The sequence below is a fragment of the Janthinobacterium sp. BJB446 genome, from assembly GCF_002735655.1.
Taxonomy (GTDB): Bacteria; Pseudomonadota; Gammaproteobacteria; order Burkholderiales; family Burkholderiaceae_D; genus Janthinobacterium; species Janthinobacterium lividum.
Genome location: NZ_PDZK01000006.1, coordinates 64,503 through 90,145, shown reverse-complemented (window position 1 = coordinate 90,145; position 25,643 = coordinate 64,503). Strand labels below are relative to the sequence as shown.

Here is a 25,643-nt window from a genome sequence, read left to right as displayed (position 1 = left end):
CAGACGTTTAAACACTGTATATAATACCAGTATTCAAGTTTCTTGTTTTCACCTGCCGTGAAAAAAACGTGCTGCCGCACGGCAGAGGGCGTCCGCCAGAAAGCGGGTGCTTTGCGCCGCGTGGTCGCTTATAATCCTCGTTTAGTACACTAAACTAACGCGCGGGACACGGGCTCCCGCCGCAGTTCATCAGGAGTTATTCATGGCATCAGTCAACAAAGTCATCATCGTCGGCAATCTGGGCCGTGACCCGGAAATCCGCTACATGCCTAGCGGCGACGCGATCGCCAACATCGCCGTGGCCACTTCGTACAAATCGAAGGACCGCAACACGGGCGAACAAAAAGAATTGACAGAGTGGCACCGTATCTCGTTCTTCGGCCGCCTGGCGGAAATCGTCGGCCAATACCTGAAAAAAGGTTCGTCCGTCTACGTCGAAGGCCGTCTGCAAACCCGTAAATACACGGACAAGGACGGCGTCGAGAAGTACGCAACCGACATCATCGCGGAACAGATGCAAATGCTGGGCGGCCGTTCCGGCATGGGCGGCGACGCCGGCGGTGGCGATGACAGCTACGGCGGTGGCGGCGGCTACGAAGCCCCGGCCCCGCGCCAGGCACCGGCTCCGCGCCCAGCCCCGGCACCGGCGCCACGCCCGGCACCGAAGCCAGCACCGAACTTCTCGGATATGGACGACGACATCCCGTTCTGATCGGAACACATCATGTCATCAGCAATGCCCTGCACATCCTTGATGTGCAGGGCATTTTTCTTTGGCGCGGCACAAGCGCGCACGTCTAGCGCACAGGCCGAAGCGCACTATTGTTTGAGGGAGCCAAAACCGCTGTCGATACAGTTTACTGCCCGGTGGTGACAAAACGAGAGAATGTCGTAGATGAAAGCTTATAAAATAATCTACGCCGCCCTTTGCCGGTGGCCGGAAGCGTGCATTTTTTGCGGTTCCGAGCGCAGGTCCATCACTCAAGGAGAAACTTATGATTAGTAACACTCAAGTGGTTCATGGTACCGGGTCTTTCAATACCTCTGGCTATTCCCTGAAACGCGCCAGCCGCGATATCGCTCCTGCCAGCAATGTCGCCGTTGCCGCACTGGATATTGCCGCGCTGGAAAACAGCCGCATGCACGGCGCCGCTCCGAAATGCTCGCGCAACAACCTCGAGTGCATCGTTGGCCCGAGCACCGTACTGTCGTCGATGTAATCACTGACTGTGCCCAAGGTGGTGCTAGGCCTAGCCCGCCTTGGGCTTTATCCGAGGGAAGCTCAATGAATCGAGAATTAATTGTAGTAACGACCCATGGAACATCCAGTTTTGACATCGGCGAAGACGAGCGCGTGCTCGATGCCCTGGCGCGCAATCATGTGCCCTGGACGGCGGTGGCGACCTATCTGCGCGACCCATCCGGCGCCTATACCCTTTTTCCTTGCCTGAGTGAAACTGGCAGTTCGATTCCGCCGGACCGGCAAGTCTTTGCATTTTTTCAAAGAAATATTGATCCTTTCCTGCACACCAACAACACCTTGCAGGTTTCCCCGCCAGCCAACAATGAAGAAGCCGTTGCCGAATATATCTACGCCAACGGCGCGGCAAAGGGCGGCCCGAATATCCTGAAACGCCTCTCGTCGAACGAGTGCAAGCTGGCCGTGCGCGATGCCGTGGCGCAAACGCTGCGCGACACCCTGTCGCCTGGCGACAAGCTGGTGGTCGGCGTGAGTGGCGGAGGCGACAGCAATGCCCTGCTGTATGCCCTGTCGCAATTTGACGAGTTCCCTATTGACATCCATCCGGTCATTATCGAAGGACCGGGCGAGTGGAATTCCGGCGTTCCGCGCGCGCGCGAGCTGGCGCAGGCCTACAATCTGCCGCTGACCGTGGTATCGGAAGAAGAATCGAAAGCGATACTCGGCGCCAGCGCTGGCGGCCTGGGCATCACGGACCGGTTTGCCCGGGAATTTCCCGACGATGATTTCGAATTCCTCGGCACCCTGATCATCCGGCGCGTACTGACGAGCGTGGCCAAATCGCTCGATGCGAAATTCATCGCCACCGGCCTGAATTTCGAAGACTTGCTGGGCGAGATGTTCGCGATCATGGCGACGGAACGCCGTTTATTGCCCCTGCCGGCCCGTCCGATCGGCGACGTCACCCTCGTCTATCCCCTGTGGATGACGCCCAAGAAAATCATCGATGGCTGCTTCCCCAAGTATTCGTTCTCGAATTACGCAGACCGTTATCCCGGCTATGCGGAGGGACGCAACGCATACTATTCGATGGCGTACTGGATGGCGTCGGCGTTTCCTGGCTTGCCCGAGAAAATGTTGCGCTGGGCGGCAAAGGAAGGTTCTGCCGGGGAGACGGTGTTCCCTGTGGATGAGGTGCTGGGCTATGAGACGCTCGAGCCCGTGAACTGGGCACTGAGGGAGCGCTTCCTCAGGATGTTGCGTACCACCGCCTAGCCTGCCGGACAACCGCTGGCGCGCCTTGCCCCGGGCATCCTTCGCATTGCCGCGCGCCACGGTTGTTCAGATGCTGTTGATACTCCATTAGCTACCGTTGGGAATGATATGTCCGTCATCAAAGAACACACGGCACACCTGGCTGCCGCCGCCCACGCCCTCGCGGCCATCCGGAACGCCTCGGCGCACGCGTTGATTACGGAACGCGAGGTGGCTGGCAAGATCGCGTGGTCCATGACCTTGCATGCGGCGCAGCAGGCACTGTCGACGTTACAGGATTGCTGCCAGAGCTTTGCCCTGGGCGAAGCGCCAGGCGCCCCGCATGGCGGGGACGAGGGCGTGCACATCGACGCGCATTTCGCCGCCCTCCGGCACAGCATGCAGGCGCTCGCCTCGCTCGGCTTGTGGGTCAAGAGCGAGCTGGCGGCACAGAAGGTCTTGTGGTTACTGCCTGCCATGCAGAGCGGCTGCCAGCGCCTCGAAGGCCAGGTGCTGCCGGCGCAGTGGGATTGTCCCGAGCTGCCCGGGCGCCCCGAGCAGCTGGAGATCGTCGACTACGTGCGCTATGAGCTGGACCGTGATTATCCGCGCAGGAAATTGCACCAGCAGATTTTCAATGTGGAAGTATGCGCCGGCGAAGTGTGCGCCATGCTGGTGCTGCGATTCCCGGAGTTGCCGGGCGCCGTGGCCGAATCGCTGACCCTGCAGTGCGCTGAAGAATTCCGCCACGCGCAGCTGCTGCTGGGCGCATTGGCGAATGAGGGGGGCCGCATCGGCGAAACGCCAGTATCCCTGGGCATCTGGAAAAGTTGCCGGGCGGCGCAGAATGCGGCAGACTGCATCGGCCTCGAGCAAGTGATCGGCGAAGGCTTTTCGCTGGGCGCCGACCTGTACTATGCGGAGCTGTACCGTGCCATCGGGCGCGCTGATATTTCCCTGCTGCATGAATGCATTTATATCGACGAGGTCAACCACGTGAAGAATGGCCTGGCCAGTTTTCATACCCTGCTCGGTGCGCAGGCCGTGCCGCGTTTGCGCACCTTGGAAGAGTCGTCCAAGGTGAGCGTGATCGGCGGGCGGTTTTTCAATGCCGCCGCGCGCCAGTATGTCGGTTTCAGCGCGACGGAAATCGAACGCCAGCGGGACCGTTCGCAAGCGGTGGAGTTACCTGATCTGCAGGGGATGATGGAATGAATTTCGACGCAGCCCGCCAGTTGGTGGAACAACACATCCTGCCCGCCTATCCGCATGCCCAGGCGGCGATCATCGGCGGTTCCATCGCGCGCGGCCAGGGAACGGCCACCTCGGATATCGACCTTCTGATCCTGTTCGAGAACGTGCCGCATGCCTGGCGCGAGACGCTCAAGCTGGGCCAGCAGACGGTGGAATTGTATGGCCATGACTTGCGCTCCTTCGATTACTTTTGCCGCAAGATGGACCGTCCCGGTGGCCGGATCCCGATGGCGATGATGGTCATCGAGGGCAGAAATCTCTTGCCGCAGACGAGCGCGTCCGTCGCCCTGTACCAGCTGGCGCAAGCCATTTACGATGAAGGCCCGCCAGCGCTGACGCCCGATGCCCTGGCCAGCCGGCGCTATGAAATCACGACCTTGCTGGAAGACCTCGTTGACAGCACGGTAGCCGAGGAAACACTGGCGATCGCCACCAAGCTGTACGATGTGCTGGCCAATTTCGTGCTGCGTGCCGGGGGCGCGTGGAGCGGCGTCGGCAAGCATCTGGCGCGCCGGCTCAGGGCCCATAGCCCGTCGATTGCGGATGACCTGCATGCCGCCATGCGCGCGACCCTGCTCGATCCACCCGCCGGCAAGCAGGCGTTTGGCGGCCTGGTCGCGCGTGCGCTGCAGCCGTATGGCGGACCTTTGCTCGACGGGTATGCCTTGCATGCGCCCGCGGAATGGAAGAGTGACACGCCCGCGCTTGCCGCCTGAGACGGCTGGCACTGTGTTGATGCGCACGGTGCAGGGCCGTCCGGTACAGCTGTTCGGTTTTCCGCTGGTCTTCATGACCGTCCTGATCGACGTCCTGTGCGCGGGACTGGTGGCCCCTGTCTTGCCGCGCCTGTTGCTGCAATTGAGGGACAGTCCCGCCCAGCCCGTGTTATGGCTCGGTTATCTGGGGATGCTGTTTTCGCTGTCGCAAATGTTTGCCTTGCCACTGCTGGGAGCATTGTCGGACCGCTTTGGCCGGCGCCCGCTGCTGTTATTGTCGAACCTGGGCGTGGCCGTGTATTTCTTTTGCCTGGCGGATACTGAAACGCTGGGCCAATTGGTGCTGGGGCGTATCTTGTGCGGCATCACCGCCTCCAGCTTTGGTATCGCCTATGCATTTATTGCGGACTGTTCCGAAGGCGCCGCGCGCACCCGCGCGTTTGCCTCGATGGGGGCGGCGTACAGCATGGGACTGGTGGCGGGGCCGGCCCTGGGCGGCTGGCTGGGCAATATCGATGTGCGCTTACCCTTTTACCTTGCCGGCTGGCTGTCGCTCGGCAATCTCCTGTATGGCGTGCTGGTCTTGCCCGAGTCTTTGCCGCCGGACAAGCGCGTTCCCGTCAGCTGGCGCATGAGCAATCCATTCGGTGCCGTGTTCGAGCTGGCCAGGCGTCCCGAACTGCGTTTCCTGACGCTCGCGTATCTGCTGGTGGCCAGCGCGCACTGGTCGATTTCCGTGGCGTTCGTGTTTTACACGCAACAGCGGTATGGCTGGGACTCGACCCAGGTCGGCTTGATGCTTGCCGTGCTGGCAGGCTGGGGCGGCGTGGCGCAGATGAAATGTGCACCGTTTCTGATGACACGATACGGCCCGCGGCGCACGGCCATGCTGGCCTATGCCGGCTGCTGTGCCGGCTTCCTGTGCCTTGCCCTGTCGCGCCAGTCGGCGGGGGCATATTTGGCCATTTTCCTGCTCGGCGTGGGAGAGATGGCCAACCCGGCCCTGCAGGGTCTGCTGACCAGTGCCGTATCGGCGCGGCAGCAGGGCTGGCTGCAGGGCGCCGTCAAGAGTGCCGGCAGCCTGGCGGGGCTGGCGACACCGGCCCTGTTCGCCATGCTGGTCGCCGTTGATCCTGCCAGCCACGACAGCGGTGCGGCATTTGTCCTGGCCGCCATCCTGTTGCTGGCCGCCTGCCTGGCGATCGCTGCCAGTAAATACTCGGCTGGCAGCAAGCCGGCATGATGCGCATCAATGCGCTGCGGCTTCTTTGATGCTCATTTCCAGGCTGTAATTCGCCACCGCATTCCTGCGCGCCGCATTGCGCATCAAATACACCTGCACCGTGTACTCGCCATCGGCCGGCAGTGCCGCCTGGTAAGTGTTGCCGCTGGTCGAGCCGATGAACAGGGCTTCATCCTGGCCTGGCTGGCGGAGGTTGAAGTAGTTCGATGGCTGATTGGTTTTCAGCTTGACGCTGAGGGTCTGTCCCGCCTTGCCTGACACCGTGTATTCGGCCGTGGCGTAGCCCTTGATCTTGCCCTTGACCGTATGCGTGGCCTGGTTCGCCGTCAACGTCACGCTTTCCTTGTGGATGGGATCGGCGCTCCAGGCGGGCGTGGCAAAGACGAGTGCCGCCAGCAGCAGGCTGGCGCGGATGGGCAGTGGACGATGCGGCATGCGGTTTTCCCCTTGAAGTGGACACCAGCACGGTTGCTGGCGACGCTTGCCATCTTACGCCAGGCACAAAAACCGGCCGCGCACTGGTCGAAGGCGCGGCCGGTTTGCGTTGCGTCAAGCACGTTGACGCAAGCCTTAATTGAAACTGACTTCCTTGCGGTTATCGCGCGAGACCCGGTCGATCATCTTGTTGTACGGATCGACACCCACTTCAAACGGTTTTTCCTTCACCGTGATGGTGATCACCGGGTCGCTGCCGGACAACATGCGCTTGTCGGTGAACACGACTTTTTCATCTTTCTCCTTGGCGCCCGGCGCGCGCGCGAAGATGGCGATTTCCACCGGCTCGTCATAGGCGCGCGCGCTTTCCTTGCCCTTGCCGTCGGACTCCAGTTTGGCCAGGTGCAACTGCATGGTGACATCCCACTGGCCATCCGGGCGCTTGACGGCCGTCGCTTGCGTGACGCGGTTGTCGTAGAAGACGATCTTTTCGAACAGGTCCGTGATCAGGGCTTGCTTGTCCTGCGGCGCTTCGGCGCGGATGTACGCCAGCAATTCCGACGAGGTGGTGAACGGCGCCTGCTGGTAGCCCTTGTCCTGCAGATAGCGTTTCAGGGCACGGTTCAGCGCCTCTTCGCCGAGCTCGTCGCGCAGGCGGTAGAACACCAGGCTGCCCTTGTTGTAGTGGATGTATTGCTGTCCTTCCACGCGCGCCAGCGGCAATTCCTCGATGGCTTCGCCGCCGCGTCCGCTCAGGTAGCGGTCCAGTTCATAGCGCAGGAAGCGGCGCATTTTGTCGCGGCCATATTCCTTTTCCATCACCATCAGAGCCGAGTATTGCGACAGCGATTCCATCAGCATGCTGGCGCCTTGCACGTTTGCGCCGATCACCTGGTGGCCCCACCACTGGTGCGCCATTTCATGTGCCGTGACGTAGAACACATAGTCGATGTCATCCTTGTCGCGCAGGTCGGCGATGAAGCCGATGCCTTCCGAATACGGAATCGTATTGGCAAACGACTGTGCAAAGCTCTGGTAGCCGGGGAATTCCAGGATGCGTACCTGCTTGTGCTGGTAGGGCGTGAATTGGGTCGTGTAATAGTCGAGCGACTTTTGCACGGAAGTGATCATGCGGTCCGTGTTGTAGCCGTGTTTCTTGTCGACATAGATTTCGATCGGCAAGCCGTGCCACTCGCCTTTTTTGACTTCCCAGCGCGCCGACAGGTAGGCAAAGAAGGGCAGCATCGGCTGGTCCATCTTGTAGCGGTAGTAGCGGCGGCCATCCTTTTCCCAGCTGCCTTGCAGATAGCCGGGCGCCAGGGCGATCTGCTCGCCGCTGGTGGACACCGTCGTGTCGAAATGGATCCAGTCGGCATCGCCGCCCAGCACCGTGTTGCCATACGCGGAAGAGTCTTCCAGCTTGGCCATGCGCTGCGGCTCGCCCAGGCCCCGCTTGCGGCGCTCATTGCGGTCCAGCAATTCCATTTCCTTGGCATAGCCGAAGTGGGGGAAAAAGGCCTGGTTGTTGAAGAAGCTGCCGTTCAGGTTGAGCTGGTCCGGCGCGCCGCTGTTGGTGAAACCCTGGTGCGTGACGGCCACCGTGAAGTCCAGCGGCAGCGTGGCGCCGGGCGCCAGGGGCTGGGCCAGCTTGAGGATGCTGAAACCGAGTTCCTTGTCGTCCAGTTCGACCTTGTGCGCGGGCAAGTTCAGCCATGCCGTTTTCAGCTCGGGGTCGAGCTGGATGCGCAGGGTGTCGAGCGCTTGCGATGTCTTGTTTTGCAGCACGTAGTGGCCCTTGATCAGCACCTTGCGTTGCTCAGGATAAATATCCACGTCGGCCTGGACCTCCGTGATCTTCGGCTGCGGCAAGTGCTGGTACCGCTTGTACAATTTTTCGTAGCGCGCCTGCTTGTCCATGCCGATGTTCGATGTCTCGTACCGGTTCAGCACATTCGTGTTGTAGAAGATCCAGCTGCCCGTGCCTATCCAGCACAGCAGCACCGCTGCCAGCGCGGCACCCGTACGGCCTTGCAATCGCTGGCCTGCCAGGCGCACGCGTGCCCGCCAGCCGTTGGACAGGCCGCGCACCCAGAACGCTTGCGCCAGCATGACGAGGGCCACGGTAAACAGGCTCCAGTACAGCGCAAACCAGGCCCAGCCCGTCAGGAAGTGGCCATAGCCGTTCATGTCTGAATACTTGATGGACGGCGTGGCGGCGAAGTTGTACAGCTTGTGTTCGAAGTGCAGCATGCCCTGCACGGCTTGCGCCACCATCAGCATTATCACCAGCAGGTAGCCGATGAACTTGTTGTTCGACAGCACTTGCAGGGTCAGGGCGCACAAGCCCATCAGCACGAAGAAGAGGGCACCCAGCAAGGTGCCTTGCAGGTACAGTCCCAGTTCCACGGGCGCACCTCCCTTGACGAGCTGGAAGCCGATGGCCGTGAGGACGCCCGCCAGCAGGTAGCCGGCGATGACGCCGATTAAAGCCGTGCATTTGGCCAGCAGGGGCACCCAGTCGGGCACGGGCATGGCGTCGCCGACGTCGGCGATCCTGGCTTGTCGTTCCTTGAAGATCAGCTCGCCTGCATAGAAGGTGACGATGATGATCAGGAGGAAGCTGAAGCTGTTGCTGATTTGCTGCAACAGCAAATGCGTCATCGGATACACGGCCGTGCCATACATGTTCTTGTCGACATTGGCGGCAGCGATCAGGTTGATCATGCCGAACAGCAGCATGACGAGGAAGGGCAGGCTCTTGAAGACGCCGGCGGCGTCGAAGCGCAGGATGTGCCACCACTGGCGCCAGGCTGTCGCGGCGGTAAATGCGGGAGTGCTGCGCGGCAGGTGCAGCGGCGCCGTGACGGCCGGTGCGGCGGCCACGGCCTTGGCCTTGCCGAACAGGCGTTTTCCCGTCCCCGTGCGCTGCGGCTTGAACAGCACGACGGTGGCGAGGAATAGCAGCGCCGTGATGCCCAGCCACAGCAAGCGGTTGGCCAGCAGGAAACCGGAAAACGGCGGCAGGCCCGCGTTCGATTCGGCGGAGGTGAAGTAGCGCGTCATGCGGCCAAAGGCGCGCACGCCGAACGGGTCGAGCAGGACGGCAAGCCATTCGTTGTTGATGTCGCGGGTAAAGGCGCCGGCCACGGCCCACAGCACGAAGAATCCCAGCACGCCCACGTAGACGAGCATCATCGAACGCGTGGTGGCGGCCAGCAGCATCAGCAGGGCGCCGATGAAGAGCAGGTTGGGGATGACCAGGACGGCGAAGCTCCACGCATAGGTGTGCAGCGAGAACGCGCCCACGCGCTGGGGATCGACCCATGGCATGAGGGGACCCAGCATGGTGGCCAGGGCGATGGCGACAAAGATCACCAGGCAGGCGACGAAGCCGGCGCCGAAGCGGCCGAACAGGTAATCCCACTTGCGCATGGGCGTGGCGAACAGCATGTCGGCCATGCCGACTTCGCTGTCGCGCAACACGGCGCCGGCGATGAAGACGGTGACGAGAAACATCGCCAGCAGGCTGAAGATCCCCAGCATCTGCGCCACCACGGTGGGCGCATTGCGGTTGATATTGCCGATGGCGCCGCCGATCTGGATCGAATCGCTGCTGCTGGCGCCAAAGGCCATCAAGGCCATGACGGCGGCAAATACCCACAGCAGCGGCTGTTTCAGCTGATAGCCGAGGTCAAACTTGAAAAATTCCTTCCACATGGTGTGCTCCTTACGCCGCAACGGCGGATGGTGCCTCGGCGGGAACGGCAGCGCCGTCGCAGGCCGCGTTGCGCACGTGCAGGAAGTACACGTCTTCCAGGTCCGGAGCGATCTGCACGAAGCCGCTGTCGGGCTGGCTGTCGGCATACACATTGATTTGCGGTTTGCCGCCCACCAGGCGCGTCGACAGCACATTGTGCGACTGCTGGTACTGCGCCAGTTCTTCCATGCTGACGCTGCGGCGCCACACCTTGTTGTGCAAGGTGTCGATGGCCGCCTGCGGTTCGCCCTGCACCAGCACTTGACCCTTGACGATCATGGCCATGCGCGGGCACAGGTCCGTCACGTCGTCGACGATGTGGGTCGACAGGATCACCACCACCTGCTCGCCGATCTTTGCCAGCAGGTTCAGGAAGCGGTTGCGCTCGTCCGGGTCCAGGCCGGCAGTGGGCTCGTCGACGATCACCAGGCGCGGCGCGCCCAGCAGTGCCTGGGCGATGCCGAAGCGCTGGCGCATGCCGCCCGAATACGTGCCCAGGTTGCGCTTGCGCGCTTCCCACAGATTGGTTTGCTGCAACAAGGCTTCCACCGCCTCCTTGCGCGGCCCCTTTTCCGTCAAGCCTTTCAAGACGGCAAAGTGGTTGAGCAGGGTTTCCGCGCTGACCTTCGGATACACGCCGAAATCCTGCGGCAGATAGCCGAGCTGGCGGCGCAGGCCGGCCTTGTCCTGCAACACATCGACGCCGTCGAAATGGATGCTGCCGCTATCGGGATCTTGCAATGTCGCAATGGTACGCATCAGCGAAGACTTGCCTGCGCCATTCGGCCCCAGCAAGCCGAACATTCCATTGGGAATTTCCAGGCTGACATTGTTGATGGCCTTGACGCCATTGGCATATGTTTTGTTCAGCTGTTTGATCTTTAGCATGCAGCACTCTCCAGGACATGGGTCTAAAAGCCGGCAGATGCATGCCTGCCGGCCTGTGGAAGGGGATCACCCTTGTTTTTATCAGCCGCGATGGCGGACGTTACTTAAAAACAATAATGTATATGCAACTGAAAGGAAAAGAATGGTTTTGCGACCAAGGGAGGAAATGCAGGCATGAAATGCCGGAGGGCGGGGATGAGTGACGGTGATAAGATCGCGGACTGGATCAACGCCATCGTGCGGGAAAGTTCTTCATGCATGCAATAAACAAGGTCATCGCATTGCGCGCCATTGCCCCGGGCGAAGAGGGCGCATTGGCGCAGCTGTTCCAGCTCTACTGTTATGACAATTCCGCCTGGAGCGGCGAGGCGCTGCTGGCCGACGGCCGCTATGAGGTGTGCGATGCGGGGCTGGCGTCGTATGTGCATGGCGCCGGCCACACGGCCAGCTGGATCGAGGTCGATGGCGAACTGGCCGGTTTTTTCATCACGGAGCCTGGCATGGCGGGTGAGCTGGCCGTGCAGGAGTTCAGCGACTTTTTCATCCTGAAGAAATACCGGCGCCGGGGCGTGGCGCTGGAAGTGGTGCGGCGCGTGCTGCTGGACAGCGCGCAGACGTGGCTGTTGGCGACGTTTCGCGACGATGCCGCTGCCTGCGCATTCTGGCGGCAGGCGTTTGCGCGCCTGCCGTTTGCCAGCGTCGAGGCGTGGGACGATCCGGACTTGCCGCAGTTCCAGCTGACTTTGCTGAAACCGGCGGCTTGAACTCGTTTAGAAGCGCACTTTCACATACGCCGACGGCCCCGTCAGGCGCACGTTTAAGTCGGCATCGCGTTCGCTGTCGCGGTGCAGCTTGATTTTCGAGATGCCGTAATCGGCCACGAAGCCAATGTTCTTGAACGGAAACCATTCCACGCCAATATTGCCGCCGTAGATGTGGCCATTGATGCGCCCGCCATTTTTCTTGATGCCCGACGCTTCCGCATACATGCGCAAGTCCGGCGTGAAGGCGTGGCGCCAGCCTACTTCCAGCAGCGGCGCGAACGCGTGCTCGCCGATGGAATCGCGCGCCGTGGCCGTTTCGCCATTGACGACGCCGGTGGCCGTGCCGTTCAGGTTGGCATTGTAGTAGGCGGCACCCAGGCCGATGCCGAAGGTGTCGTTGCCGCTGCCCAGCCACCAGCGGTAGGACATCTTGGCCAGGTCCAGCTTCAGGTCGGCGTCCGCCTTGGCGGTGCCGGAAACCGGCTGGCCATTGATGGTGGTCTGGCCGGTCAGCGTTGGCGTGTAGGATTTGTCGTAGCGGTAGTAGTCGAATGCCAGGGCATGATGATCGCCGATCAGCAATTCGGCCTTGATGCGGGGAATGGTGGTGCGGCTGGGATTCGATTCGGGCGCGTCGATGCGGCCAAACTGCGTGTCGGCGCCGACATTGATGCGCGGATCGGCGGAAAACGCTCCCACCGAAATGCTGACACGGTCCAGGGTGGGCGACGGTTCGGCCCGCGCCGTGGCGGCGGCCGTGGCAATGCCCAGCATGCCCAGCATCATGGCGCCGCGCAAGGCGAGGTGGTGCGGGCGTGGTGGGGACAGGCGGGTGGACACGGACATGGCAAACATGGGGCTACTCCTCAAGATAAAGTGAAAACTGTTGCGACGCTTTGGGCAACAGTGCAATGAGGAAATGGTAGCAATTGTTACTTTTAAATTACGTAGCCGCACGTCGCAAGTGGCCGTCGGACTTGTCCTACCGCCGGTAAATCCACTGTAACGACTGGTAAGGAAGGGATGGAAACGATGCAGGAAATCATGGAACTGGTGACGCCGCGACTGGTGCTGCGGCAATGGCGCGACAGCGACCTGGCGCCGTTCGCGGCCCTGAATGCCGATCCCCGCGTGATGGCATATTTCCCGGCGGCCCTGTCGCGCGACGCCAGCGACGCCATGGCGCGGCGCTGTAGCGGCTTGATCGACGAGCGGGGCTGGGGCTTATGGGCCGTTGCCTTGCGAGAAAACGATGCCTTCATCGGCATGACGGGCTTGCATATTCCCGCTGCGCAACTGCCATGTTCGCCGTGCGTGGAAATCGGCTGGCGCCTGGCGTTCGATTACTGGGGACAAGGTTACGCGCAGGAAGCGGCGCAGGCCGCCTTGCAGGCAGGTTACGAGCGCTTGCAGCTGCCGGAAATCGTCGCGTTTACGGCGCTGCCCAACTTGCGCTCGAGCGCGCTGATGGCGCGTCTGGGCATGCGCCGCGAGGCCGGCACTTTCGAGCATCCGGCCTTACCGCCAGGACATGCATTGCGCACGCATTGCCTGTATCGTCTGACGCGTGCAGAATGGTTGCACAGGGAGGTAACATGAGAATCGCCGCTATTTCCGATATCCACGGCAACCTGGATGCGCTTGAGGCCGTGCTGGACGACATCGCCCGGCGTGGCGTGGACGTGACTGTCAACCTTGGCGATATCGTTTCGGGCCATTTGCAGCCGCGCGCCACGGCGGCGCGTCTGATGGCGCTCGATCTGCCCACCATCCGCGGCAACCACGAGCGCCAGTTACTGGGCGATCCGGCCCGCATGGGCGTCTCGGACGCCTATGCGCGCGCCCAACTGCTGCCGCAGCAGCTGGACTGGATCGCGGCGCTGCCCGCCACCGTGCGCCTGCGGCAGGACGTGCTGCTCGTGCATGGCACGCCCAACAGCGACCTCGTGTATTTTCTCGACAGCGTCACACCGCACGGCAGCCGCGCCGCCACACCGGAGGAGGTGGCCGAACGGGCCGGTATGACGGACGCTGCCTTGATCCTGTGCGGCCATACGCACATGCCGCGCCAGGTGCGCCTGCCCGATGGGCGGCTGATCGTCAATCCGGGCAGCGTGGGCTTGCAAGCCTACGACGACGACCATGGTTATCCGCACGTGATGGAAAACGGCACGCCGCATGCGCGCTATGCCATCGCCGAACAGGGAAGCGATGGTGCCTGGACGGCGCAGTTGCATGCCGTGGCATATGACTGGGAAAAGGCGGCCCGGCTGGCGCTGGCGAACGGGCGGCCCGACTGGGTCACGCCCTTGCGCACGGGCCGGGTCGGCTGATTAGCGGAACTCTTCCGCCACCAGGTTGTACTTCTGCATCTTGTGATACAAGGTCTGTTTCGGCAAGCCGAGCACTGTGCTCACTTCGCTGACGTTGCCGGAATATGCGCGCAGTTCCTGTTCGATCAGCGCGCGTTCGAAGCCGTTGACCTGTTCCGCCAGCGACAGGGGGCTGGCCAGTCCGGCCGCCAGCAGGCTCGAGGCGCCACCGGCGATGCCCAGCACGAAGCGGTCGGCGATATTGCGCAACTCGCGCACATTGCCGGGCCAGGAATGCGCCATCAGGTTGCGCATCTGCGCGCTGGAGACGACGGGCGCGGCGCGGTTGTAGCGGGCGGCGGCGGCCAGCACGAAGTGCTCGAACAGGATGGGAATATCCTCGCGCCGCTCGCGCAGCGGCGGCAGGTGCAGCACGATCAGATTCAGGCGGTAGTACAGGTCGCTGCGGAATTTCTGTTGCTGCGACAAGTCTTCCAGGTCCAGCTTGGCTGCCGCGATGACGCGCACGTCGACGGGCGTGGGCACGTTCGAGCCCAGGCGCTCGATATAGCGTTCCTGCAGCACGCGCAGCAATTTGACTTGCAGCGACAGGGGCAGGCTTTCGATTTCGTCGAGGAAAAAAGTGCCTTGATCCGCGTGCTCGATCTTGCCCACCTGCCGCTTGGCCGCGCCCGTAAACGCGCCCGGTTCGTGGCCGAAGACCTCGCTTTCAAATATGCTTTCCGGAATCGCGCCGCAGTTCACGGCGACGAAGTTGTGCTTGCGGCGGTGGCTGAAGTCGTGCAGGCAGCGGGCCACCATTTCCTTGCCTGTGCCCGTGTCGCCATAGATCAGCACGTCGGCCGGTTCGTCCGCAACGTCGAGGATCAAACGCCGTATGTCGCGCATTGCCACGGAATTACCCAGTAACCGCGATTCGATGCCGCCGCCGTCTTCCAGTTGCCGGCGCAAGCTGTGCACTTCCAGGGTCAGGCGCCGCGTTTCCAGCGCGCGCAGGATGACGTCGACCAGTTGCTCGGACGAATACGGCTTTTCGATGAAATCGTAGGCGCCCGTGCGCATGGCGTGCACTGCCATCGTGATGTCGCCGTGGCCCGTGACGAGGATCACGGGCAGGTTGGCATCGAGTGTCTTGACCGCTTGCAGCAATTCCAGGCCGCTCATGCCGGGCAGGCGCACGTCGCTGACCACGATGCCGGGAAAATCCGGCGTCAGCAGTTTATAGGCCAGCTCGGCCGAGTGAAACGCCAGCACGTCCAGGCCGGCCAGCTGCAGTGCCTGCTCGCTGCCCTCGCGTACGGTGGGGTCGTCCTCGACCAGCAAGACCTTCAAGCCGTCAAACATGTTTTTCCTCCTGCGTTGCAATCTGTAGTTCGATGGTGAAGATGGCGCCGCCGCCGGGGGCGTTCTCGGCGCGCAGCACGCCGCCGAACTGGCGCGTGATCTGTTCGGAAATGGCCAGTCCCAGGCCCAGTCCCAGGCCTTGCGGCTTGGTCGTGAAGAACGGTTCGAACAGGTGTTCGCACACTTCCGTGGACAAGCCGGGCCCCGTGTCGGCCACGTGGATCAGCACGTGCTCGGGCGTGCATTCCACGGCCACGCGCAGGCTGCGCACGTCGCTGCCATTCATGGCGTCGAGCGCATTGGCATACAGGTTCACCAGCACCTGCTCCAGGCGGTTGCTTTCGCACATGGCGAAAATGTCTTCGGGCGGCAGTTGCAGGGTGAAACGCACATTTTCCACCTGCAGCCGGCGTTCGACGAGGAACAGGGCGTTGCTGATTGCCGTAGGGATCGAGACGGAGGTCAGGCTGGTGGTCGACTTGCGCGCAAAAATCTTCAATTGGCCCGTAATGGTTCCCATCCTGGCCGCAATTTGCGAAATCTTCGCCAGATTGCGCCGCGCGTCGTCGAGCCGTCCCCGTTCCAGCAGGATGACGGCATTGTCGGACATGGTGCGCAGCGCCGTCAGTGGCTGGTTGAGTTCATGCGTGATGCTGGCCGACATTTGTCCCAGCACCGCCATCTTACCTGCTTGAAACAGTTCGTTTTGCGTGATGTGCAGCTTTTGCTCGGCCTTGCTGCGCACCTCGATTTCCTGGCTCAGACTTTGCGTCATGGCATTGAGTTCCGAGGTGCGTTCCTCGACCATGGCTTCCAGGTTGTCATAGGCATGCTGCAGGTCTTCGCGGGCGCGCAGTTTTTGCGCCACGGCCGCGCGGCGCTGGCGCAGGTAAAAGAACAGCAGCATGAAAAAGCCCAGCAGCACGCAAGAGAAGGCGGCCGCAGCGCGCGCGCTGGCCTTCGCTTGCGCCAGGTCGGACAAATAAATAAAAGTCCAGCCTTGCGGGGATTTGAGCTTGATCTGCGTCATCACGCTGGAACTGATCTTCGGTGGCGTGTCGGCATGTTCCTGTTCGCGCACACTGATCACGCGCGCCCCATTGCCCAGCTGGCGGTCGGAAACGAAGGGGATGGCTGCGAGCTGCTTCGAATAATACTGGCGCGTGCGGTTGAGTTCCTCGACGATCGCGGGCGACAGCGGCGCCAGGGTCTTGTACTTCCAGTCCGCCATGGAGCTCAGGAAGATCACGCCATGCTCGTCGGCCAGCATGACCTTGTCGGCGCCTTGCACCCAGCGTTTTTCCAGGTTTTCCAGGTTCACCTTCACCGTTGCCAGGCCCAGCATGTGGCCATTCTGGTAGATGCCGTGGGCAAAGAAGTAACCGGGCTCCAGCCGCGTCGTGCCCACGCCATAGAAGCGGCCCGGCGTGCCGCGCAACGCGTCCTGGGCGTAGGGGCGGAACGAGATATTGTCGCCAATAAAGCTGTCGGGCTGCTGCCAGTTGCTGGCGGCCCGCGTGTTGCCGTCGAGGTTGCTGATGAAAATGGTCGAGGATTTTGCCTGGTCATTCATCTGCTCGAGGTAGTGGTTGACCGTATCGACCAGCACCGGGTCTTCCGGGTGCTGCAGCAGGCGAATCACGTCGCGGTTCAGCTCCAGGGTCTTGGGCAGGAAGTCGTATTTCTCCAGCGCATTTTCCAGGCTGCTGACATACACTTCCAGGCGTTGCGCACCGCTGGCCTGCAGCTTGCCGATGGCGATGCGTTCGGTCCAGAAATACACGAGCCAGACGGTGGCCAGACAGGCGGCCAGCACCACGCCCCAGGCCAGCGTTTCGCGGCCCGACCGTTGCGACAGGCGCTGGCGCCAGGAAAGGGAGGGTTTCGTAGTACTGCTATTCATAAAATCAGCTGCCAACTTGCAAGAACCCACAGTATCGCATTTAAATATTGCGTAAAAAGAAAAAGCCGCCGGATATGCATCCGGCGGCTCACACTTCTATGTCACGGACAGCTCGACGTCCTTAGAAGGTATGGCGCATGCCTAAATTGAAACCGCTGTTGCCGGTGCCATTGTCGGTGGCATTGCCGACGACGAAGGTGGCGCCGTTCTTGTTGCTGATGTGGCCGTAACCGGTGTACAGGTCGCTGCGCTTGGACAGGGCGTAGAAGGCGCCGATGGCCCACTGCTGGGCGTCACGGTTGGCATTGCTCTTGTCGTTGTGGCGGATGTAGGACGCGACCAGCTTGGTGGCGCCGAACGGTGCGCTGAAGCCGACCAGGATGTCGTTGCTCTTGCTGTTGTCGAGGGCGCGGTTGTCGGCGTAGCCGAAGTTGCCTTGCAGCACGCCAAAGTCGTAGCGCGTGGCCAGCAGGGTGTTGCGCGTTTGCTGGGTCGCCAGCGCATTTTCCTTGCGGTGGTGCGTCAGGGTCACGTTCAGCGGGCCGTCGATGTAATGCACGGCGCCGCCCATGCTGCGGTTTTTCGCATTGTCGCCAGCCACTTCGCCAAAGCCATACGCCAGGTCGGCCGACAGGTGGCTATAGGTTGGCGTGGTGTATTGCACCATGTTGTCAACGCGGATATTCGTCGCCATCAGGTTCGATGCCGTGCCGGCCAGGCCGATGACAAACGGATCGGCCACGTCGCGCAGGGCCAGGTAGTACGGGGAATATTGGCGGCCCAGGGTGACGGCTCCGGCGCTGCCGGTCAGGCCGACATATGCCTGGCGGCCGAACAGCAAGCCGCCCTGGCCCGAGGTGCCGGTGTCGATATTGAAACCGCTTTCCAGCACGAAGGTTGCGGCCAGGCCGCCGCCCAGGTCTTCCTTGCCTTTGAAGCCGATGCGCGAGCCCGAGGCTACGCCGGAAGCGACGCGGTTCAGGCGGTCTCCAGCCGCATCCTTGTCGAACACCAGGCCGGCGTCAGCCACGCCATAGATGGTCACGCTCGATTGGGCCAGCGCGCCGCCGGAAGCTGCGCCAAGGGCCAGCAGGGTAAACAGGACTTTTTTCATGAAAATCTCTCTAATAAGTTGGGATGACTACTGATCGCACTACCTGACTGCTTGTTACTCAACATGGACAACAAATAAATGGCCCGCTTGTGGCGGGCCATGGCGCTATCAGGCTTTGCTAGCGTGATCCGCTTCGCCCCAATGGCTTTCCGTGTTCTGGCTGGCCGCGTTGGCCGCGGCTGCCTCTTCCTCGGTGGCCAGGCCACCTTCCCACTTGGCGACGACGGCCGTGGCGACGGCATTGCCGACCGCGTTGGTTGCCGAACGGCCCATGTCGAGGAATTGGTCGACGCCCATCAGCAGCAGCAGGCCCGCTTCCGGAATATTGAACTGGTTCAGGGTAGCGGCAATCACCACCAGCGAGGCGCGCGGTACGCCGGCCATGCCTTTCGAGGTCAGCATCAGCAGCAGCAGCATGGTGATCTGGGTGCCGATCGACAGGTCGATACCATAGGCTTGCGCAATGAACAGCACGGCAAAGGTGCAGTACATCATCGAACCATCGAGGTTGAAGGAGTAGCCCATCGGCAGTACGAAGCTGGAAATCTTGCGGTCCACGCCGAACTGGTCGAGCGCCGTCAGCAGTTTCGGATACGCCGCTTCCGAGCTGGCCGTCGAGAATGCCAGCAAGAACGGTTCGCGGATCAGGCCGACCAGTTTGAAGATGCGCGGGCCGATGACGACGAAGCCGGCGCCGATCAGCAGGGCCCACAGGCACAGCAGGCCTACGTAGAAGCCGCCCATGAACTTGGCAAACGTGACCAGCACGCCCAGGCCGTGGGTGGTAATGACGGAGGCCATGGCAGCGAACACGGCCAGCGGGGCCAGGTTCATGATGGTGCCGGTGATGCGCAGCATGACTTGTGCCAGCTGGTCGACGACGGCCGTCAGGGTCTTGCCCGATTCGCCCAGGCCGGCCAGTGCGCCGCCGAAGAAGATCGAGAACACCAGTACTTGCAGGATTTCATTGTTGGCCATGGCCTCGATCGGCGACTTCGGCACCAGGTGCGTGAAGAAATCTTTCAAGGTGAAGGCGGCCGTTTTCAGATTCGTCGACGCGTGGATGTCCGGCAATGGCAAACCGAGGTTGGTTCCCAGCTGCATCAGGTTCGACAGCACCATGCCCAGCGCCAGCGACACCAGCGAGGCAACGACGAACCAGCACATGGCTTTCAGGCCGATACGGCCCGCCGTCTTGCCGTCGCCCATGTGGGCGATACCGACCGTCAGGGTGGAGAACACCAGCAGCGCAATGATCATCTTGATCAGGCGCAGGAAGACGTCGGTAACGATGGAAATATTGCCAGCGATCTGAGCGCTGAGCTTGGCATCAGGGAAGGCGGTGTTGCATCCATAGCCCACGGCAATGCCGAGGATCATGGCAATCAGGATGTACAGGGTTAATGGCCGTTTCTTTTTCATTTTGACTCCTCCGGTGAAACGCCGCTGTGAGCGGATTATTGATAGCGAGCAACTCAAGCTTGGAGTCAATATTTCTCAAAAACAAGCCCTTGCGTGCCAGCGATTATTTGCAGCAAAACCTGTACATAGCAAAGGATATGCCTGAAATGGGAATTTGGAACCTAACTTCTTAAGTTGTTGATTTAAGGAAGCTTTTTTGTTGTTTAGATGTCGCAACTTGGCGTGCTTGCGCGAAATATTGGACGCGGCGGGATATCGCTGTATGACTTTTCATACGCTAGTCGCGGCAGGGCGGCGGTGCGCCAAAAAGACAAGATTGGCAGGACAATAAAAAAGCCCCTCCGAAGAGGGGCTTGATGTGGTGGAGTTTCTGTTCTATTGATTTCAGAACTTGATATTTGCCGTCAGGCTGAACGAACGCGGCTGGCCCGGGGTGTAGCGGAAGCCGGATTTGTTGATGGCCGCCACATAGGTCTTGTCGGCCAAGTTGTAGGCGTTCAGCTGCAAGTCGAGGTTCTTGTTGACGGTATAGGTTGCCATGGCATCGAAGACCCAGTAGGCATCCACGCGTGCCGGCGTGCCGACGGCGCCATCGGTGCCGCGCAGCATTTCACCCACGTAACGCGCGCCGCCGCCGATTTTCAGGCCGAACGGCAGGGTGTACGAGGTCCAGCTGGTGAACGCCTGTTTTGGCGTGTAGCTGAGGTTATTGATGCCGCTGGCCGTGACGACCTTGCCCGACTCGACCTTGGTATTCATGCGCGTGTAGCCGGCGCTGACCAGCCAGTTCGGCATGATTTCGCCCACCACGCCCAGTTCCAGGCCTTCCACACGCTTCTTGCCGGTCTGGTAATAAATGGTCGGGATGACAGGGTCCTGTTCCACTTCATTCTTGACGGTGGTCTGGTAGACGGCCGCCGACAGCGACAGTTTTTGCTTCAGGAAGTCCCACTTGGTGCCGATTTCCTTGGTGATAGTTTCCTGCGGGTCATAGTTCGGGTTTTGCGCGCTGCTGGCGCCCGTGCTCAGGGCGAAGTTGACGCCAGGCGGCGCTTTCGACGTGGCCAGCAAGGCGTACACGCTGCTGTCCGGCGTCGGTTTGTACATGGCCGAGATCTTGCCGTTGGCCAGGGTGTCGCTCAGGGTCAGGTGGGTAGGAATCGGCGTGCCCACTGGCAATGGCTGTACCGCGGGCGCAGTCACGGCCGTTTGCAGGGTGATGGCGTCATACGTGGTATTGAAATGGTCGAAGCGCACGCCGCCGTTGAACAGCCACTTGTCGCCGACCTTGATGGTGTCGAAGACATACAGGCTTTGCGTGTTGACTTCGCCTTCCGTGAAGGCGCCGCTGCGTACGGGGTTATGGCCGGTGACGGTGTCACGCGGATTCGGGTTGTACAGGTTCGCTGCCGGCAAGGTACCCAGGCTGGCGGGCACATAGCTGTAGTTGGTCTGTTTTTCGCTGGTGAACTCGGCGCCGGCTACCAGGGAGTGCTTCAGCACGCCCGTGTCGAATTGCGCGCTGACCACGGTCTGGTTGGTCAGGATCGTGTTTTCCTGGTCCTTGACGGTGCGCAGCGAGCGCGCCAGGGTCCACGTTGATGGATCGGTGGTGACTGGTGTCTTCAGGTTGGCGGTGTTGGCCATGAAGGCCGTCAGCAGATAGTCCTGCTGGGTCTTGCCATAGCGCGTGGTGTTCTGGATCTGCACGTTCGGCGAGAAATCATGGTCGATGCGCAAGGTGCCCATGTCGGCCTTGATTTTGTCGTAGTCCGAGGTGGAACCGTAGAAATTCTTCGGATCGACCTTGGTCGCGCCGTTCAGGAAGGTGCGGATGACCTTGTTCGTTGGCGTGATGGTGTCCGGTGTCGAGTAGCCAGGCAGGCCGATGGTCGGCACGCCGCCGTCGGGCACATTGTTTTGATCCACGTGCAGGTAGCTGGCCGTGATGCGCGTTGGTTTACCGATGCCGAAGGTGACGGTGGGCGCGAAGGCCCAGCGCTTGTTCTTGACTTCATCGCGCGCCGGGTTGCCGCTGTCCTGCGTCATCAGGTTCAGGCGCAATGCCGTGCCCGAGTCGCTGTCGAGGATGCGGTTCCAGTCGGCCGTGGCGCGTTTCTGCTTGCCGCTGCCCGCCGTCAGCAGCGAATTGAATTTGTTTTCCATGGTCGCCGTCTTGCTGACCAGGTTGATCGAGCCGGTGGGCGAACCGCGGCCGCTGTCCGTGCCCGCCGGGCCCTTCAGTACATCGATCTGTTCGATGTTGAAGACGTCGCGCGAGATGGAGCCCACGTCGCGCACGCCATCGACATAGATGCTGCCGGACGAATCGAAACCGCGCATGTAGACGGCGTCGCCCGTATTCGTGTTGCCGTTTTCACCGAGGAAGAAAGTACCGACGCCAGGCGTGTTGCGCAGCGCGTCCGTCAGGGTCAGCGCGCCTTGCTGTTCGATCAATTCCTTCTTGATCACGACGATGGTTTGCGGCGTATTGACCAGCTCTTCCGTGTATTTTGGCGACGAGGCTTTTTCGGCCTTGAAGTCGTTTTCCTTGGAACCAATGACCTTGACTTCGTTCAGGGTTTGCTGCGATGCGGGGGCGCTCTGGCCGGCCGGGTCTGCCGCCTGGGCGGCGACGGGCAGCAGCATCACGGCCAGGGCGGCGCCGATGTGCTGGTTGAAACGGGTTGGGGCGTGTTTGCGGCTCTTGATTGCCATCTTGCTCTCTCGATAAGGTCAGGTAGTGGTTCCTGGCTGGCTCTGCGCCGCTGTGCTGTGGCAAGCGGGCAAGTGGCTGGCGATGGACGGGTTGGCAGACATTGTAATTATTGGGCACTCATTCGTAAATGAGAATCGTTATCAGTCTCGTTTACGCAACGGATTGGGTGTGCCGCAAAAAAAACACTGTCATGGCTCATGAATGCTTGCTTTGCGGCCTGGCCGCTGCTATGCGCGCAGGCGTCCGCCGGCGGGAGTATGATAAGCAACCTTTACAAATTTCCGCCAAGCATGCTGCAAACTCCCGAAGCCTTTGTCCCCCTGATCGATGCGCCCGAACCGGCCCCGGCGGCAGCCGACACGCTCACATTCGTCTTTCACCGCGGGCGTTTATTGTTGCGCACGTCCGAGCTGTCCTTGCCCAATGCCGCCGAGGCGGCCGCGCTCGATATCGACCTCAGCCGCGCCCAGCCCGTGGGCCTGTGGCAGGGCCGTTATTGCCAGACCGTCTGGACGGATGAGGAGCTGTTGCCCGCCGATAGCACTCTGGCCTGGCACGGCATGCGTTCGCTGTTTAATGCCGTCGACGATGCTTTCCTGGGCCTGGCCAGCCGCGCCGCGCAACTGGCCGAGTGGGCGCGCACGCACCGCCATTGCGGCGTATGCGCCACACCCATGCAGCGCACGCCTGGCGAGCGCTGCTTCACATGCGCCGCCTGCGGCATGCTCGCGTATCCGCGTATTTCGCCAGCCATGATGGTACTCATCCGCAAGGGCGACCAGGTGCTGCTGGCCATGCACAAGCATTCGCCATCGCAGCGTTTCAGTCCGCTGGCCGGCTTCCTGGAAGCGGGCGAATCGATCGAGGAAGCCGTGCACCGCGAAGTGATGGAAGAGGTGGGCTTGCGCGTGCATAACTTGCAGTACTTCATGAGCCAATCCTGGCCGTTTCCCCATTCGCTGATGATCGCGTTTACGGCCGATTATCTCGATGGCGAGATTCGCCTCGACGAGAATGAAATCGCCGAGGCGCGCTGGTTCGGCCCCGGCGATGCGTGGCCGGAAGCGAGTTCGAGCGTGTCGATTTCCGCGCTGCTGGTCGGCGCCCACCGTCCGCCGGCAGTGTCGTAAAGCGGGGACTGCTCGGGCAGCTTGCCGCATTTTCTATATACTGGCGGCAATTGAAAATTTTAGGGTGGTTTAGCATGTCTCAAGAAGAATTCTCCGAAAACGACTGGCGCCGGTTGATCAGCAGCCTTGGCGAAGATCCGCAGCGTCCTGGCTTGCTGGAAACGCCGGCGCGCGTGGCAAAAGCCTGGAAACACTGGACGTCCGGTTATGGCCAGGATCCGGTGGACTTACTGAAAGCCTTCGAAGATGGCGCGGAACAGTACAACGAGCTGATCGTCGTGCGCGGCATTCCCGTCTACAGCCATTGCGAGCACCATCTGGCGCCGTTCTTCGGCAAGGCCACCATCGGCTACGTGCCCAACGGCAAGATCGTCGGCCTGTCGAAACTGACGCGCCTCGTCGATTGCTTCTCCAAGCGCCTGCAAGTGCAGGAACGCATGACGATGCAGATCGCCAATGCCCTGATGGAAGTGCTGGAACCGAAATCGGTGGGCGTGGTCGTACGTTGCCGCCACCTGTGCATGGAAAGCCGCGGCATCCGCACGCCGGGCGAAGAAACCATCACCTCGGCCATGCTGGGCGAGATGCAGCCGAACCTGGCGCTGCGCACGGAATTTCTGGCGCTGGCGCGCGAAGTCTGATTTTCAGCGACGATGCAGGATGAAGGCGGAATATGCCGCCTTTTTTTATGCGTTTTATATTCTCTTCGATTCCCGTTCCGCCAGGTAGCGCGCCGGCGGCTTGCCCACGGCCTTGCGGAACATGGTGACGAAACCGCTGGTATTTTCATAACCGAGTTCCAGCGCCACCGCTTTCACGCTGCGCCCTTGCGCCAACCGTTGCAAGGCAAGGATGACGTGCAATTGCCGGCGCCAGCGGCCTACACTCATGCCCATTTCCTCCAGTGACTGCCGGGTCATGCTGCGCTCGCTCATGCCGATGCGGCTGGCCCATTCGGCCAAGGTCCTTTTATCGGCAGGCTGCGCCAGCAGCAGGGAAGCCAGGCAGCGCAAACGCGCATCGCGCGGCATCGGCAGATGCAAGTCTTCCACGGGCGCGGCCGCCAGCTCGTCGAGCAAAGTGAGCACGAGGCGTTCCTGCGCGCCCTGCAGCACGGTCAGGGTGGGAAAAACGGTCGCCTTGGCGATCAGTTCGCGCAGCAAGGGCGAAACGGCCACGGTACAGCAGACGGCCGGCAAGGCTGGCGCCATGGCCGGCTCGATAAACAGGCAATAACATTCCGCCTCGCCCACGCCCTGCGCAGCATGCATCAGACCGCCTGGTATCCACACGGCGCACTGCGGTGGCACGATCCACACGCCGCTTTCCACCTCGCAATGAATCACGCCCCGCGTGGCATACAGCAACTGCCCCTTGCGGTGCTGATGCGGCGCCTGCTCCGCATCCTCGGGCACGCTGGCCAGGCCCACGGCCAGCAAGGGGCGCAGCACGCCATCGACGTCGAAATCGAGGATGGAAGCGTCGTCGTCCAGACCCAGGTGGGCCGTCAGCATGCTGGGCAAGAGGGGATGGGGCATGGGAGTACTTTGGCTGGATTGAATAATATTGTGGCTATTTTATGCAATGACGCGCAGCGCTGCCAACGCTATCGTATGGGCATCCGCAGCCCCGCTTCAACGGCAACCGCCGCCGCCCGTGTTCTGATGAAGGTGAGGAGGAACGGCAACCCCCTTGAAGGAGTCATTACCATGCAGCTTGATCTATCCACTTTCCCCCTCGTCTGGATGCGCCGCGAGGCAGCACCTGTCCAGCCCGATATTCTGTTTGCCCAGTTTGACGCGCTGCTGGCGCGCCGCCAGGCGTTTGTCATCCTCAGCGAAGAAGGCTTTGACGAGGACGGGCATGAACACCCGCAGGAAGAGCGCAAGCGGGCTTCACTATGGATGAAGCAGAACAAGGCGGCCATCCGCGCGTATATCCAGGGCATGGTGCTGGTCGAACCGAGCGCCGCCAAGCGCCTGGCCGGCAAGGCCTTTGCCGTGATGTTCGGCAAGTTCTGGGGCTATCCCCTGCATTTCGGCACCAGCCGCGACGACGCGCTCGACATCGCGCAGCATTTGCTCAGGGCGTGGCTGCCGCCCCACAATGATCCGACAAGGCGTCACGACGCCTGACCAAACCGTCGCGAGCGGAAGGGAGAGGTAG

The 25,643-nt window shown here is 61.5% G+C and carries 22 protein-coding genes; 12 read left to right on the top strand and 10 right to left on the bottom strand.

All coding sequences use genetic code 11. The annotated features are described in order from the left end of the window. Positions 1 to 202 precede the first annotated feature (202 nt). The 6 genes from ssb to CSQ92_RS25735 all read left to right on the top strand — a co-directional run bounded on the left by ssb (position 203) and on the right by CSQ92_RS25735 (position 5,668). Entirely contained in the window at positions 203 to 712 is a 510-nt protein-coding gene (gene ssb, locus CSQ92_RS25755; RefSeq protein ID WP_034781209.1) for a single-stranded DNA-binding protein, read from the top strand. Positions 713 to 995: 283 nt separating this feature from the next. Further along, complete coding sequence (locus tag CSQ92_RS25750) at positions 996 to 1,220, top strand: hypothetical protein (protein WP_131688859.1); 225 nt, start codon at positions 996 to 998, stop codon at positions 1,218 to 1,220. Between the two features lie 65 nt (positions 1,221 to 1,285). Continuing rightward, on the top strand, positions 1,286 to 2,476 hold the full coding sequence (locus CSQ92_RS25745) for a hypothetical protein (RefSeq protein ID WP_139144537.1): 1,191 nt from the start codon (positions 1,286 to 1,288) through the stop codon (positions 2,474 to 2,476). A gap of 108 nt (positions 2,477 to 2,584) precedes the next feature. Continuing rightward, on the top strand, positions 2,585 to 3,670 hold the full coding sequence (locus CSQ92_RS25740) for a DUF455 family protein (RefSeq protein ID WP_099395762.1): 1,086 nt from the start codon (positions 2,585 to 2,587) through the stop codon (positions 3,668 to 3,670). Further along, complete coding sequence (locus CSQ92_RS28905) at positions 3,667 to 4,425, top strand: nucleotidyltransferase domain-containing protein (RefSeq protein ID WP_143450436.1); 759 nt, start codon at positions 3,667 to 3,669, stop codon at positions 4,423 to 4,425. The genes CSQ92_RS25740 and CSQ92_RS28905 overlap by 4 nt, the downstream gene beginning before the upstream one ends. Then, positions 4,400 to 5,668 carry an MFS transporter gene (locus CSQ92_RS25735; protein WP_176374355.1) on the top strand — a complete coding sequence of 423 codons (1,269 nt, stop codon included), beginning with the start codon at positions 4,400 to 4,402 and terminating at the stop codon, positions 5,666 to 5,668. The genes CSQ92_RS28905 and CSQ92_RS25735 overlap by 26 nt, the downstream gene beginning before the upstream one ends. 6 nt (positions 5,669 to 5,674) lie before the next feature. On the opposite strand, the gene CSQ92_RS25730 is transcribed toward CSQ92_RS25735, so the two are convergent. The 3 genes from CSQ92_RS25730 to CSQ92_RS25720 form a co-directional block, all read right to left on the bottom strand. After that, on the bottom strand, positions 5,675 to 6,103 hold the full coding sequence (locus CSQ92_RS25730) for a hypothetical protein (RefSeq protein WP_099395760.1): 429 nt from the start codon (positions 6,101 to 6,103) through the stop codon (positions 5,675 to 5,677). Between the two features lie 135 nt (positions 6,104 to 6,238). Continuing rightward, the gene (locus tag CSQ92_RS25725; RefSeq protein ID WP_099395759.1) at positions 6,239 to 9,820 is read right to left on the bottom strand and encodes an ABC transporter permease/M1 family aminopeptidase; all 3,582 of its coding nucleotides are present in this window, start codon (positions 9,818 to 9,820) and stop codon (positions 6,239 to 6,241) included. 10 nt (positions 9,821 to 9,830) lie between these two features. Beyond that, positions 9,831 to 10,748 (bottom strand): ABC transporter ATP-binding protein, encoded by a 918-nt coding sequence (locus CSQ92_RS25720; RefSeq protein WP_099395758.1) that lies wholly within the window; start codon positions 10,746 to 10,748, stop codon positions 9,831 to 9,833. A gap of 254 nt (positions 10,749 to 11,002) precedes the next feature. Here CSQ92_RS25720 and CSQ92_RS25715 point away from each other — a divergent pair, with 254 nt between their 5' ends. Then, positions 11,003 to 11,512, top strand: coding sequence for a GNAT family N-acetyltransferase (locus CSQ92_RS25715; protein ID WP_143450435.1), 510 nt, complete (start codon positions 11,003 to 11,005; stop codon positions 11,510 to 11,512). 6 nt (positions 11,513 to 11,518) lie between these two features. Here CSQ92_RS25715 and CSQ92_RS25710 read toward each other — a convergent pair whose 3' ends face one another. Beyond that, positions 11,519 to 12,367: a MipA/OmpV family protein gene (locus CSQ92_RS25710; RefSeq protein ID WP_099390167.1), complete on the bottom strand. Its 849-nt coding sequence runs from the start codon at positions 12,365 to 12,367 to the stop codon at positions 11,519 to 11,521. Positions 12,368 to 12,535: 168 nt separating this feature from the next. Here CSQ92_RS25710 and CSQ92_RS25705 point away from each other — a divergent pair, with 168 nt between their 5' ends. Both CSQ92_RS25705 and CSQ92_RS25700 read left to right on the top strand, forming a co-directional pair. Further along, the gene (locus CSQ92_RS25705; RefSeq protein WP_373606065.1) at positions 12,536 to 13,111 is read left to right on the top strand and encodes a GNAT family N-acetyltransferase; all 576 of its coding nucleotides are present in this window, start codon (positions 12,536 to 12,538) and stop codon (positions 13,109 to 13,111) included. After that, entirely contained in the window at positions 13,108 to 13,845 is a 738-nt protein-coding gene (locus tag CSQ92_RS25700) for a metallophosphoesterase family protein (protein ID WP_099395756.1), read from the top strand. The genes CSQ92_RS25705 and CSQ92_RS25700 overlap by 4 nt, the downstream gene beginning before the upstream one ends. On the opposite strand, the gene CSQ92_RS25695 is transcribed toward CSQ92_RS25700, so the two are convergent. The 5 genes from CSQ92_RS25695 to CSQ92_RS25675 form a co-directional block, all read right to left on the bottom strand. Continuing rightward, complete coding sequence (locus CSQ92_RS25695; protein ID WP_034781227.1) at positions 13,846 to 15,189, bottom strand: sigma-54-dependent transcriptional regulator; 1,344 nt, start codon at positions 15,187 to 15,189, stop codon at positions 13,846 to 13,848. Next, complete coding sequence (locus CSQ92_RS25690; RefSeq protein ID WP_034781230.1) at positions 15,182 to 17,092, bottom strand: sensor histidine kinase; 1,911 nt, start codon at positions 17,090 to 17,092, stop codon at positions 15,182 to 15,184. Before CSQ92_RS25690 ends, CSQ92_RS25695 begins: the two co-directional genes overlap by 8 nt. Before the next feature lie 121 nt (positions 17,093 to 17,213). After that, positions 17,214 to 18,206, bottom strand: coding sequence for a porin (locus CSQ92_RS25685; protein WP_034781233.1), 993 nt, complete (start codon positions 18,204 to 18,206; stop codon positions 17,214 to 17,216). Between the two features lie 108 nt (positions 18,207 to 18,314). Then, entirely contained in the window at positions 18,315 to 19,628 is a 1,314-nt protein-coding gene (locus CSQ92_RS25680; RefSeq protein WP_034781235.1) for a dicarboxylate/amino acid:cation symporter, read from the bottom strand. Positions 19,629 to 20,012: 384 nt separating this feature from the next. After that, positions 20,013 to 22,346 carry a catecholate siderophore receptor Fiu gene (locus CSQ92_RS25675; RefSeq protein ID WP_099395755.1) on the bottom strand — a complete coding sequence of 778 codons (2,334 nt, stop codon included), beginning with the start codon at positions 22,344 to 22,346 and terminating at the stop codon, positions 20,013 to 20,015. Positions 22,347 to 22,637: 291 nt separating this feature from the next. Here CSQ92_RS25675 and nudC point away from each other — a divergent pair, with 291 nt between their 5' ends. Next, the gene (gene nudC / locus CSQ92_RS25670; RefSeq protein WP_099395754.1) at positions 22,638 to 23,477 is read left to right on the top strand and encodes an NAD(+) diphosphatase; all 840 of its coding nucleotides are present in this window, start codon (positions 22,638 to 22,640) and stop codon (positions 23,475 to 23,477) included. 74 nt (positions 23,478 to 23,551) lie between these two features. Continuing rightward, positions 23,552 to 24,118, top strand: a complete 567-nt coding sequence (folE, locus tag CSQ92_RS25665) for a GTP cyclohydrolase I FolE (RefSeq protein WP_034781250.1) — start codon at positions 23,552 to 23,554, stop codon at positions 24,116 to 24,118. 54 nt (positions 24,119 to 24,172) lie between these two features. On the opposite strand, the gene CSQ92_RS25660 is transcribed toward folE, so the two are convergent. Then, a complete protein-coding gene (locus CSQ92_RS25660; protein ID WP_257219352.1) occupies positions 24,173 to 25,015 on the bottom strand; it encodes an AraC family transcriptional regulator in 843 nt (280 codons plus the stop codon). Between the two features lie 171 nt (positions 25,016 to 25,186). On the opposite strand from CSQ92_RS25660, the gene CSQ92_RS25655 reads away from it, so the two are divergent. After that, a complete protein-coding gene (locus tag CSQ92_RS25655; protein ID WP_034781252.1) occupies positions 25,187 to 25,612 on the top strand; it encodes a hypothetical protein in 426 nt (141 codons plus the stop codon). Positions 25,613 to 25,643: the final 31 nt, after the last annotated feature.